9 protein-coding genes, 1 tRNA gene and 1 pseudogene are annotated in these 11414 nt (G+C 74.8%); 6 read left to right on the top strand and 5 right to left on the bottom strand.

Features of this window, described 5'->3' with window-relative positions; translation table 11 throughout:
- Window positions 1-371: 371 nt before the first annotated feature.
- Entirely contained in the window at window positions 372-515 is a 144-nt protein-coding gene (locus IAG43_RS33015) for a hypothetical protein (RefSeq protein ID WP_187744869.1), read from the bottom strand.
- 165 nt (window positions 516-680) lie between these two features.
- Between IAG43_RS33015 and IAG43_RS33010 the strand changes: the two genes are divergently transcribed.
- Window positions 681-1355 carry a hypothetical protein gene (locus tag IAG43_RS33010; RefSeq protein WP_187744868.1) on the top strand — a complete coding sequence of 225 codons (675 nt, stop codon included), beginning with the start codon at window positions 681-683 and terminating at the stop codon, window positions 1353-1355.
- A gap of 644 nt (window positions 1356-1999) precedes the next feature.
- Here IAG43_RS33010 and IAG43_RS33005 read toward each other — a convergent pair.
- Together IAG43_RS33005 and IAG43_RS33000 are read right to left on the bottom strand one after the other, a co-directional pair.
- Window positions 2000-2215: a hypothetical protein gene (locus IAG43_RS33005; protein WP_246574831.1), complete on the bottom strand. Its 216-nt coding sequence runs from the start codon at window positions 2213-2215 to the stop codon at window positions 2000-2002.
- A 346-nt stretch (window positions 2216-2561) separates the two neighbouring features.
- Window positions 2562-5618, bottom strand: coding sequence for a helix-turn-helix transcriptional regulator (locus IAG43_RS33000; RefSeq protein ID WP_187744867.1), 3057 nt, complete (start codon window positions 5616-5618; stop codon window positions 2562-2564).
- Between the two features lie 608 nt (window positions 5619-6226).
- On the opposite strand from IAG43_RS33000, the gene IAG43_RS32995 reads away from it, so the two are divergent.
- Both IAG43_RS32995 and IAG43_RS32990 read left to right on the top strand, forming a co-directional pair.
- Entirely contained in the window at window positions 6227-6616 is a 390-nt protein-coding gene (locus IAG43_RS32995) for a hypothetical protein (RefSeq protein ID WP_187744866.1), read from the top strand.
- A 5-nt stretch (window positions 6617-6621) separates the two neighbouring features.
- On the top strand, window positions 6622-7305 hold the full coding sequence (locus IAG43_RS32990; RefSeq protein WP_187744865.1) for a nucleotidyl transferase AbiEii/AbiGii toxin family protein: 684 nt from the start codon (window positions 6622-6624) through the stop codon (window positions 7303-7305).
- Between the two features lie 442 nt (window positions 7306-7747).
- On the opposite strand, the pseudogene IAG43_RS32985 reads toward IAG43_RS32990, so the two are convergent.
- A pseudogene (locus IAG43_RS32985) lies at window positions 7748-8095 on the bottom strand (GntR family transcriptional regulator); the annotation flags it as partial.
- Entirely contained in the window at window positions 8092-8967 is an 876-nt protein-coding gene (locus IAG43_RS32980) for a hypothetical protein (protein ID WP_187744863.1), read from the bottom strand. The gene IAG43_RS32980 and the pseudogene IAG43_RS32985, both read right to left, overlap by 4 nt.
- 174 nt (window positions 8968-9141) lie before the next feature.
- On the opposite strand from IAG43_RS32980, the gene IAG43_RS32975 reads away from it, so the two are divergent.
- The 3 genes from IAG43_RS32975 to IAG43_RS32965 all read left to right on the top strand — a co-directional run bounded on the left by IAG43_RS32975 (window position 9142) and on the right by IAG43_RS32965 (window position 11402).
- A complete protein-coding gene (locus IAG43_RS32975) occupies window positions 9142-9888 on the top strand; it encodes a maleylpyruvate isomerase family mycothiol-dependent enzyme (RefSeq protein ID WP_187744862.1) in 747 nt (248 codons plus the stop codon).
- Between the two features lie 146 nt (window positions 9889-10034).
- Window positions 10035-10108: transfer RNA gene (locus IAG43_RS32970), tRNA-Trp, on the top strand.
- Window positions 10109-10235: 127 nt separating this feature from the next.
- Entirely contained in the window at window positions 10236-11402 is a 1167-nt protein-coding gene (locus tag IAG43_RS32965) for a PucR family transcriptional regulator (protein WP_187744861.1), read from the top strand.
- The last annotated feature ends 12 nt before the right edge of the window (window positions 11403-11414 follow it).

Below are 11414 nucleotides of genomic sequence, written 5' to 3'. Positions count from 1 at the left end.
GCACGGCGTGACGTGACACGGCAGGACGCGACACGGCATGGCACGAGGTGACGCGGCCCGGACCGGGGAACTGGTCCGGGCCGGCTGCCGTCCCGGTGCCCGGGGCGGCGAGGGCTTCGGCGAGCCCGAGTGTCCGATCCCGTTGGGGACTGCATCGCTCGGCGGTCGTGACCAGCGGGGTGCAAAGTCGGGCTGCGCAGTCAGCGCCCGAGTTGGTCAACCTGACCTTGCATCATCGACGGCTGCGCTTCCTGGATGACCGTCGGCTGAAATTCTGCCGCCGCCAATCGGAGTGGTCTTCGGGGCGAGAGGACAGATCCGGGGCGGACCGCCCCGGTCTGACTCTTCTGGCTCCCGGTCCCCTCAGAAATTCAGGAATCAGCAGACTGGCCACCGCCACGACCGCGGCGCGAGATCACCGCCGCCACGATCGCCGCCGTCGCCGTCACCATTGCCGCCCCCAACATCGCGGCGCCGGTGAGCACCGCGCCGATCACCACTGCGTCCACATGCATCTCAACTACCTCCCTCTCTTCGACCCCGGCGGTCGAATAGGACGACTGTGCAAGCCGAGCACGCGTGGTGTCCGAAAAGGCGGGTAAGGCGGGCAGATTCGTCCTAAGCTCCTGGTCACAGCCTTGCCCGCATGTGCCCGAGGCGGGCGCTGGAGGAGCTGGAGTATGGGGGAGGAAGTCATCACCGCAGCGGACGCCCACAGGTTGTACAGCGAACTGCACGCTCTCAAAAAGCGGGCCGACGAGGCCAGGCGAGCTGTCCGTCAGGGCTACTCGCAGGAGGCGGTGGTGAGGGCACTACGTGCTGATCCCTATTCGATCGAGAGATTCCGGGGGCAGGCCATCAGTGACTGGGTGCCGGAAGCCCCAGAGAAGGCTCGTGTCCCGCGTGATGCCGACGTGGTGTGGGCGCTCGTATGTCTCTGGAGCAAATGGGCTGGTGAGCAGGAACCGAACCGGCAGTACTGGAGCGATCTAGTCGAGAAGGCGCAGCCTGTGGGCTCACATGCTCGGCGAGTGCAGGCCAAGGAGCCGACACAGGGCGGCTCCCACGGCGCCGCCTCCAACGAGACGGGAGATCCTCGGCTTCGGTCCGCAATCCGCAAGGTCTTCCGCCTGCTGCACTCCTGTACGCAGCGGGGAGCGCCTCAGATCTACGACGGCATCATCAGGGACTGGCTGGGCGAGGACTCGGACCTGCTGGGGCAGGTGATCGGCTACTTGTCAGCGCGGCAACTCATCGCCCGATCGGTCAAGCCGAACTGCCTTACCTTCGTGCCGGGCCTGCCGAACTTTGAACTCACAGAGCAGGGAAGAACGCTAGGCGCGGATCCCCTGTGAGGCGACGGCCGGGCGGCGCGCTCGTCCTGCGCCGTATCCCGCCCGACGGATAGACCGCCACACCCCAGCGCGGCGTGGTTCGGCCCGACCAGGACGACGCCACCGTCGGCTGCATGAATCGCCCCTTCCCGGCGTCATTGACCGCTTCCCCAACCACGTGCTCTACGGCCCCGCATGCTTCCCGAGTCGGCGCACCACTGACACGGACTCCGCGACCCCGTTGTCATAACCCTGCGCATCCCGCTGACATCAACCCTGCGCACGACGGAAGCCGCAGCCGTATGCAAGATCCAGTTGGAATGTGCAGCATCAGATGCAAGGTGAAGTTGGAATGTGCAAAGTCTCACTGCACAGGACACCGAGGCCCCCGCCGGGCGCTGTGCCCGCACGACGGCTACGACCGCCGCCGCGGTGAACGACGCCACCGCGTAGCAGGCCCACGCCCGCGTGCCGCGCAGGCCGGCCGGTGCGGTCGCCGCCACCAGGACGCCCGGGCCCGGCTCCACCCCAGCTTCGGCCCGTCCACCGGAAGTCCAGGGACATCGGAGGCCCGGCGCCTGCGGCGAGTCGGACGACGGGCTGTGCACCGAGCAGCCGCCCGTCACAGCGCCCTTGGAACAGCACGAGCAGCGGGCGTTACGACGTCATCGCCGCCGGAACCGACCGGGCAGGCCGGGGAGCAGCCGGGGCAGCCAGTGCCGGAGTTCCCGCATCACACGCAGCGCCTGCGCACGACGGGCAGGACGCCTGGACCACACCGCCGGAGCGATGACGATTCCGAACAGCAGAAGGGCGATCAGCAGCCAGACACCCAAGGCGGCGACGAGCAGGAAGTCGAGCATGAGAGCCTCCGAGGCCATGACAGAGTCATGGGGCTCTCTCCCGGCCGACGGAACCGGCCCGCATGCCCGAGCAGCCTCTGAACGCCGCCGTGATGACGAACATGCACCTTGTGGGGATACTCCACTCCCGACGCTTCTCTCCCCACCCGGCGAGATCGCTACCCCTCTGCCGCTCAGGCAACCCGATCCGGTCGCCGGCGGGTCGGGGAGCAGGCGTGGCTCTCACTGCCCCGGGACGGCCGACGATCCGACCGGTTGACGATCCGACCGGCCGACGAGCCGGCCGGCTGCCGACCGCGGTTCCGCAGTCGGCGGGTGAGCTCCCGTGCGCGACGTCACCAGGGCCTCGGCGCCGCACCCGCGCTCAACTCACCTTGTCCTGCACCTTCCTCGGCTGATGGCCGTCCGCCGCCAGCAGCCAGCTCGGCAGATCGGTGCGCTGCCGTACGTTCAGCTTCCGGTAGGTCCGGGTCAGATGCTGCTCCACGGTGCTCACCGTGATGAACAGCGCGTCGGAGATCTGCCGGTTCGTCTGCCCCCGTGCGGCCAGGACGGCCACCCGCAGTTCGGCCTCGCTCAGCACGTCGTCCCGGTCCGCGCCCTCCGCGGCGGCCTGCGGCTTGCCGGGCCGGTCCTGCCACTCCGGCGTCTGACGTGCCCAGGGGGCCGCTTCCGGGCCCTGGGCCGCGTCGTCGGCGGGGAACAGGAAGTGACGGGTGCGCCCCGGCTCCCCGGACTGCCGCAGCACCTTGTCCGTGTCGGCCAGCGCCCGGGCGAGCCCGCGCCGGTCACCGCAGGACTGGAAGAGCTCGACCGCCTTCGCGAGCAGCTTGCGCCGGTGGTCCGGCGCGGCGGTGGTGGCGAGCAGGTGCAGCGCCCGCCCCCGGGTCCGCTCGTCGAGTCCGTGCGGCACGTGCAGCTGCTCCCGGAGCAGCTGCGCGGCGTGCGTGCGGTTGCCGAGCGAGATCTGTACGCGAGCCAGCTCCAGCCGCCACGGCACCAGCCCGGCGGCCTCCATCTTCCAGCCGCGCATCATCGCGCCGCAGCGCTGGAAGTCCGACGAGGCCGCCTGGTACCGGCCCATGGCCAGGTGGTAGGAGCCGCGGGCGATCAGGTAGTGCGCGCCCACCGGAGTACGGAACATGCCCGGGGGCACCGGCTCGGCGAGCAGACGGTCGGCCTCGGCGTGTCTGCCGGCCTCCGTCGCACAGGCGATCAGTGTGCCCAGCGGCCCGCCGACGGCCACGCCCCACGCGGGCGCGGGCAGGTCCTCCAGCGCGGCGCGGGCACCCTTCTCGGCCTCGGCCAGGTCGCCCAGACGCAGCGCGGCCTCCGCGCGGATCGCCCGCACGACACCCCGCCACGCAGGGGTGTGGCTGACCTCGGGCCGGCCGAGCAGCGTGCCGCTCCAGGCCACGACCCGGTCGGCGCGCCCCGCGTACAGCAGCGCCAGCAGGGGGGCGACGAGCAGGCCGCGGTTGCCCCGGTCCAGCTGGTGCCGCTGGAGGAACTGCTCCGCGGCGGCCGTGCTGTCCACCTCGTCCGTCGGGTGGAGGGCGGCGCACAGCACGGAGACGGACTGCAGCAGCGGGCTGACCGAGTGGGGCGCCGTGGCCGCCCGGCTCCACAGGCTCTGCGACGTGCGCACCGGCATCAGGAAGTCGGGGTGGGAGAGGGCGACCAGCAGCCGCATCGCCTGGAGCCGCCCGTCCGCGCCGGTCCCCGCGCCCCGGTCGTCCGCCCCGGGGCCGGCCGCCTCGGGACCCCCGGCGCCGACGGCCCTCGCGCCGACCGCTCCGACTGCGCCGACCGCTCCCGCGGCTCCGACGGCGCCGACCGTGCCGTTGACCCTCGCCCGGACGGCCCCCGCTGCCTTCACCCCGGCGGCACCGGCGGCACCGGCGGCACCGGCCGCGCCGGCCGCCCCGGCGGCACCGGCCTGCGGACCGGCGGCGACCGCCGCGGCGGCCTCCTCGGCCCGCCCCTGCCACAGCAGGTACGGCACCGCGGCGACGGCCGGCGACGCCGGGTCCCCACCGGTGCGCGCCGACCGGACCAGCCGGTCGAGATCACCGGCGGCCGCCAGCGGATTCACCTGCCAGCGCGCGCTGACCAGCATCGTCGTCAGGGCCTCGCGCCGCTCCTCGTCCGTTCCGGCGCCGCAGCCCAGCCGCAGGTAGGCCACCGTCAGATCCGGCCGGCCCGCGGACAGCGCCTGCTCGGCGGCGTCCTGGAGGACGGGCGCCGCCCACTCCTCCCCGGTCCCCCCGGAGGCGACCAGGTGCCCGGCGACCACGCCCGGTTCGGCGCCGTACTCGTGCAGGGTGCGCGCCGCCCGCTCGTGCAGCCGCTGCCGCGTCTCGGCAGGCGTGTCGGACAGCACCGCCTGAAGGATGCGCGGGTGCCGCAGCCGGTCGGTGTCGACCAGTCCCGAACTCTGCAGGACCCGCAGCGCCGACGCGACGGAGTCCGGCAGCACGCCGAGGACCTGGCCCAGCAGCTCCTGCGAGGCCGGCCGGTCGAGCACCGCCAGCGCCCGCGCGACGCTCCTGGCCTCCGGCTCGTGACGGTACAGACTGTGGAGCACGGCCCGGCCGAACGCGTCCTGGGCGCGCGGCACGGAGGCGCTCGCGCCGTCCTCGCCGCCGCGGCGGGCCCCCTCGCCCACCAGCGCCTGGACGAGCAGCGGACTGCCACCGGTCGTGTGCACCAGCCGCCGGGCCTCCTGCACCACCTCACCGCTCGGAGCCGTTCCGCTCCCACCCCCGAGCTCGTGCAGGCGCCGCGCGACGGCCGCCACGGCCAGCGGGGGCAGCGCGAGCTGGGACAGCCGCGGCCGGCTGCGCAACTCCGCGTGGAACAGCGGGTTCGCCGGGCTCAGCGTCACCGACTCGGAGAGCAGCACCATGATCGGGGCGTGGTGCAGCCGCCGGGTCACGTACAGCAGGCAGTGCAGCGACGTCGCGTCCGCATGGTGGAGGTCGTCCACCACGAGGACGACCGGCCCGCGGTCGACCAGGTCGAGCAGGGCCGCGAACACCTCGCGCAACAGCGGTGGCCACATGGGCCCTTCGGCGGGGAGCTCGTCCGCCGCCGCCCACCTGGCCTCGGCCGCCGGAATGGCCACGGCGGCCTCGCGCATCAGCTCCTCGACCCGTGCCGTGTCGCTCCCGGCAAGCCGTGCGCCGTGGAGGAGCTGCCCGAGCACCCCGAAGGGCAGGCCCTGTTCGGCACGCGATCCGGCGGCCGTCAGCACCTGCGCACCGGTGCCGGCCGCCCAGGTGCCGAACCCGTCCAGCAGATGTGTCTTGCCACTGCCCACCGGGCCCGTCACCAGGGCCACATGCCCCTGCCTGTGCTTCTCACAGGACTGCAGATCCCGGCGGAGTCGCGCGAGTTGCTCGTCTCTCTCGATCAGCACCACTGGTCCTGCCTCCCCGTCTGCGGTGCCGGACCAGCAGTGGTGCTGGCCGGCGCTGCTCCCCGTACGCGCCGCCGGACGTGCCCGCCTGTCACCGCACGAACACTCGGCGGGGGTGACTCCATGCCGCTGACGCGGACCTTCGGAACTGGCAAAAGTTCTCAAATACGAAGCAATGTCGAAGTCAAACCTCGGTCAGCGTTGCATGTGCTTCTCGCGGGACGCAACAGACTCAGTCGCGCCCCGGCGAGGCGCCGTCACTGCCGGCGGCGTGGCCGAATCCCCACCCTGCGTGCACGCCGTGAAGGGAAACCGAGGCTGAAAAGCGCACATACCGGCTTCTATCCATGGCTGAAACGAGGGCGGGCGCGCGCGGGCCGATACGCGCCGTGCCGACGGCGCGTGCGCAGGGGCCGGGCGCCGGGGCGCGTTCACGTCCCGCGCCGCCCCTCTCGTCCAGACCGTCCGGACCGTTTCTCCAGCGGCTGCCGAGTCCCGGGGCACCGGCCCCGCCCCGCCCCCCGGTACCCGCCCCCGTCCTCGAAGCCGCCCCCGCCCCGTGCCCGTCCCGGCGGTCGCCCGGGGCCGCCGGCCGCCATAATGGGTGCATGCCCCCGACCCCACACGACCCCGCACCCGCGCCGGGGCTGTCGGACGCGGACGCCGAAGACCTCGCGCTGTACCGGGAGAAGTTCCGCAGCCGTCTGCCCCGTTCGCTGGACGCGCTGCACGGCCCGACCCAGGGCGTCGTCGAGCTGCCGCTCCACATGGCCTGGTCCGGCATGACCTCGTACGACCTGGGCAAGCCGCGCCAGCGCATGGGCCTGTACCGCACCGTCCTGCACGAGGGGCTGCGCGAGGACCTGCCCCGCTACCTCGACCGGGACCTGCTCCTCCTGCTCTGGCCGGTCCTGCGCACCCTCGTCGGGCGCACCGTGCGCACCGTGTGGGAGGACGCCTTCCCCCAGCTCGCCTCCCGCACCCGGGCAGCCGCGTGACGGACATGCCGGAGCTGCACGCGCGGCTCCTGGCGGACGTGCTCGCCCTCGGCGCCCCGTACCCACTGGTCCTCACGGGCGGCTATGCCGTCCGGGCGCACCGCCTGGTGAGCCGGCCCAGCCAGGACCTCGACGTCGCCACCGAGAACCCCGCGCCGATGGCCGACATCGCGGCCGCCCTCGCCGCCGGCCTCCGGGCCCGCGGCTGGGAGGTCCGCACACTGGAGACCGCCCCGCTGTCCGCCCGCTTCACGGTGGCCGACCCGGCCACCGGGCAGGAGTGCGAGGTCGACGTCCTCAAGGAGAACTTCTGGCGGCCGGTCGCCCGGAGCCCGTACGGGCCCGTCCTCGCGGAGGAGGACGTGATCGGGACCAAGGTCCGCGCCCTCGCCGACCGCGGCGCGCCCCGCGACCTGATCGACGTGTTCGCGGCCTCGCGCCGGTGGACCACCGCCGATCTGGAGGAATTCGGCCGCCGCCACGCCCGCGGCCGGTTCGAGCGCGAAGACCTCCAGGCGAACCTCGCCGGAGCCGAGTGGACGGACGACGAGGCGTTCGCCGCCTACGGCCTGGGCCAGGACACGATCACCGCACTGCGCACCTGGGCCCTGGAGTGGGCCGACGACCTGGCGGCCGGCCTTCTCACGGACTCCCCGGACCTCCAGGACCCCGAGGACCCCGAGGAGTGAGCGCGCCCCTGCGCTCTCGCCCGGCAGTCCGCCGCGGCTGAGCGGACGAGAGCCCCGGGACGCGCGTGCGCCCGGTCCACGCGTCCGCCCCACGGCAGGCGTCCGTCCCGCGTCCACGCATTCGCCCCGCGGGCACTTCACCGGCGGTGTGGACGCCTGCGCCCGGTCCGGACGGGACGCCGCCATGTGCCCGCGTCCACGCGTCCGCCCCGCGTCCATGCACCCGCCGCACGGGCAGGCGTCCGCCCCGCGTCCACGCGCCCGCCCCGCGGGCACCTCACCGGCGGCGCGGGGGACCGGTCACCCGCTGCGGACGGGTGTCGCCCTCCCGTTCGCCGGCAGGGACCGCCGCGCGGGCGTCCGGCGGGGCGCCGCCTCCCTCCGCCGGGGGCTTCGGCGCGGCACCGCGGGCTTCCGTCAGGGACGGCGGCGCGGCATCGCGGTTCAGCGCCGCCCGGACGATGCGCAGCGCCTCGTCGTGACCGATGCCGGCGCGGGCGACGAGCGCGGCGTACTCGCCGGCGGCACGACGCGCCTCCTCACGTCCGCTCCCGCCCGCCGCGGACACGTAGGAGCCGGCCGCCCGGCGGGTCTCGATCAGCCCGGCCTCCTCCAGCTCCCGGTATGCGCGGCCGACGGTGTTGGCGGCCAGCCCGAGGTCCGCGGCCAGGCGGCGGATGGTGGGGAGCCGGGCGCCCACGGCGAGCGTGCCGTCCTGGATCATCCGGGCGAGCTGGGCGCGGAGCTGTTCGAACGGGGGGACGGCGGAGGCCGCGTCGATCACGATCACGGATGCACCCGCCGGCCCCCGTGCACCGCGCCGGGCCGCCTCCTCCGCCAGTCCGCGACGGTGATCGAGACGAGCGCGACGGCACCGCCGGCCACGAGGGCGAGCCAGGCGGCGGTCCACCAGCCGAGCGCGGAGTCCTCGGACACGGCGGGCAGGTACCACGGCAGGCACCACACCAGGGTGGGCGCCGAGACCGCCCGCGCGTCCTCCACCCGCAGGGTGAGATCCGCGGTCAGCGCGGCCTCGTCGTCGGCGACGGTCGGGTGCGTCAGGACGTGGCGGAGCTGAAGCGCCGTCATCGCCGCCACCGCGCACAGCGCGACGAGCAGGACGGCCGCCCCGTACCGGACATCCGGCTCCCGCACCGTCAGGGCGCCGACGGCCAGCCCGATCGCCACGGCGAAGGTGGCGGCCGCGAGGGCGGCACGAGGCGCACCGAGCACGGTGCGCCAGCCGGGCCGCACGGCATGAGCCGCCCGGCGCGTCAGCGCCGCGCCGGCCCGCCGGTCGACCTGCCGCACCCGCCGGTCCAGCAGCGCCTGGGCCAGGACGACGGCGGACACCAGCGCCGTCAGCAGCAGCAGCGACCCGTACCCGTACGCCCCGTACGCCCCGTCCCCGCCGGACGTGCCGGACGTGCCGTCACCGGGACGGTTGGCACTGTGGACGAGGGCGACCGCGACGATCAGCGCGGCCGGCAGGAGATGCCCGGCCAGGCGGGTGTTCTGACGGACGGCCAGGCGCCGCGCCAGCAGCGCCGTCGCGTCGCCCGGCAGGCCGTGCCCGGCCAGCCAGAGGCGGGCTCGCTCGAGATCGGCCGGACGCGCCGGCCGCCCGCCCGCCGGAGGTGAGGTCGCCGGTGAGGTTGCCATTCCTGCCCCTTGTCTCATGTCTTGACTTAACAGGGTGCGTCAAAGCTTGGGACAAGTCAACGCCGGACCGCGCCGGCCCCCCCGGGGCACCCCCGCGACAGCGGCGCCCCGGGCAGCACCCTCACACCGGGAACGCACGTGACGCCTCCCGCACCCGCGGTGCAGACTCCGCGCATGCGTACCACCGATCACATCGACGCCCTGCGCCGCGAGGGCGAACTGCTCGCGCACGCCGCCGAACGCGCCGGGGAGCACACCTCCGTCCCGACCTGCCCCGGATGGACGACGGGAGACCTGGTCCGGCACACGGGCACCGTCCACCGCTGGGCGACCCGCATCGTCGCCGGTTCCCTGCCCGGACCGGTCCGGGAGGACCCGATGCCCACGGCTCCGGCGGGCGCCGGTCTGCTGCCCTGGTACCGCGACGGCCACGACGCCCTGCTGCGGACACTGGAAGCGGCCGGTCCCGCCCTGGACTGCTGGACCTTCCTGCCCGGTCCTTCCACGCCGCTGGCGTTCTGGGCACGGCGGCAGGCGCACGAGACGGCCGTGCACCGGGCCGACGCCGAGTCCGCGCGGGACGGCGGACTCTCCTCCGTGGACGCGGCGTTCGCGGCGGACGGCATCGACGAACTGCTCACCGGATTCCACGCACGCCCGAGGAGCCGCGTCCGCACCGAGCATCCCCGCACCCTGCGCCTGCGCCCCACCGACACCGACGCGGTGTGGACCGTACATCTCGCCCGTGACACGCCGCCGCGCACCGAACGCTCCGCGGACGGCCCGGCCGACTGCGAGCTCGGCGGCCCGGCGCAGACCCTGTACCTCCTGCTGTGGAACCGGCTGCCGCTCGACGCGGCGACCGTCGCCGGAGACCGGGCCCTCGCGGACCTGTGGAGCCGGACCTCCGGCATCGGCTGACCCGCCCCCACCCGGCGGCCGGCACGTCCGCCCGCGCGCCGCCCGCCGGGCGGTCCGCTCGCGCGCCGTCCGCGGACCGCCCCGGGCCGCACGCGATATCGGGTGGCGTCGCCCGCCGCCGGAGTGGGAAGCTCCTGGCACACCGAAGGGGTGTAGCTCAGCTGGTCAGAGCGCCGGTCTCCAAAACCGGATGTCGCAGGTTCGACTCCTGTCACCCCTGCCGAGCCGCCGCACCGGTTCCCCGCCGTCCGGCCGGGGACCCGGCCGCACCCGTGGGAGCGGGCGCCCACCCGCCCGGCCCGCGGCCCGCGTTGACGGCGCGGCCGGGGCGGTGTGACGATGCGCCGATGTCGGACCTGCACGCCCGGATGGCCGCCCGGGCCGGCGACTTCACGGCCGCCGTGGTCGCGCGCTGCGCCGCGGAGGCCCCCTTCTACGCGGCGCTGCCCCGCACCACACTCCGGGGCGAGGTGGCGCGGTCCGTCGCCGCGGTGCACGCCCTGCTGCTCAGGGCCCTGCGCGACGGCGGCGCGACCGGCCCCGTCAGACCGGGCGACCTGACCCGGCTCGTCGAGTGGTCGGCGCGCCGGGCCGAGGAACGCGTCCCGCTGGAAGCGGTGGTCGCCGCGTACCTGATCGGCGCCGAGGTGTGGTGGCAGACGCTGACCGAGGTGGCCGAGCCCGGTGAACTGGGCGACGCGGGCGGCTCGCTGCTCGCCTGCCTGCACGCCGCCCTGCCCGCCGTCGTCCTCGCCCACGGGAACGCCCACCGCGATGCCCGGGAACAACTCCACGGCGAGGACGGGCGGGTGCGGCGGGCCCTGCTCGGCGCCCTGCTGGCCGGACAGCCGTACGAGGAGCTCGCGGACCTGGCCCGGGTGGCCGTCACGGGCGGGCACGAGGTGGTCGCCCTCGCGTACGGCGGTGAACCGCCGGGCAGACTGGTGCAGTCCTCGCTCGACGCGTTCACCGGGACCCCCGTGCTGCTGGACCACGTCGCCCGGATCGCCCTGCTGCCGGCCGGGGCCGACCTGCCCGGCCTGGTGGCCCGGCTGGAGACGGACGTGGGGCAGCCGGTGCGTGCCGCCGCCGCCCCCGCCCCCGAGCCGTCGGCCGTGCCCGCCGCCGCACAGGAGGCCGGCCGCGTGCTGGACCTCGTCCTGCGCCTGGGACGCCCGCCCGGGTGCTACCGGCTCGACGACGTGCTCCTGGAGCACCAGCTCGCGCGCCCCGGGGACGGTCTGGCGCTGCTGGCCGCCAAACTCGACCCCCTGGAGGACCATCCGTACCTGCTGGAGACGCTGCGCGTGCTCGTGGAGCGGGGGCTCAACCGCCGCCGGACGGCCCTCGAACTGTGCGTCCACCGCAACACCCTGGACTACCGGCTGCAGCGGGTGACCGCGCTCACGGGCCTCGACCTCGCCGTCCCCGCGCAGGCGCGGCTGCTCCAGGCGGCCCTCGTCGCCCGGGACCTCGCCGGCCCGGAGCCCCCGCCCCGGCGGCCGGCCCCGTGAGGCACGCCGGGA

Origin of the sequence: Streptomyces genisteinicus, assembly GCF_014489615.1 — a bacterium.
Lineage (GTDB): Bacteria > Actinomycetota > Actinomycetes > Streptomycetales > Streptomycetaceae > Streptomyces > Streptomyces genisteinicus.
This window is presented reverse-complemented; position numbering and strand designations above follow the sequence as displayed.

Coding starts and splice junctions, on each gene's coding strand:
- IAG43_RS32975 (WP_187744862.1), top strand. CDS start 9,142: ATGCGTACCACCGATCACATCGACGCCCTGCGCCGCGAGGGCGAACTG.
- IAG43_RS33015 (WP_187744869.1), bottom strand. CDS start 515: ATGCATGTGGACGCAGTGGTGATCGGCGCGGTGCTCACCGGCGCCGCG.
- IAG43_RS33005 (WP_246574831.1), bottom strand. CDS start 2,215: ATGGCCTCGGAGGCTCTCATGCTCGACTTCCTGCTCGTCGCCGCCTTG.
- IAG43_RS32995 (WP_187744866.1), top strand. CDS start 6,227: ATGCCCCCGACCCCACACGACCCCGCACCCGCGCCGGGGCTGTCGGAC.
- IAG43_RS32990 (WP_187744865.1), top strand. CDS start 6,622: ATGCCGGAGCTGCACGCGCGGCTCCTGGCGGACGTGCTCGCCCTCGGC.
- IAG43_RS33010 (WP_187744868.1), top strand. CDS start 681: ATGGGGGAGGAAGTCATCACCGCAGCGGACGCCCACAGGTTGTACAGC.
- IAG43_RS32965 (WP_187744861.1), top strand. CDS start 10,236: ATGTCGGACCTGCACGCCCGGATGGCCGCCCGGGCCGGCGACTTCACG.
- IAG43_RS32980 (WP_187744863.1), bottom strand. CDS start 8,967: ATGGCAACCTCACCGGCGACCTCACCTCCGGCGGGCGGGCGGCCGGCG.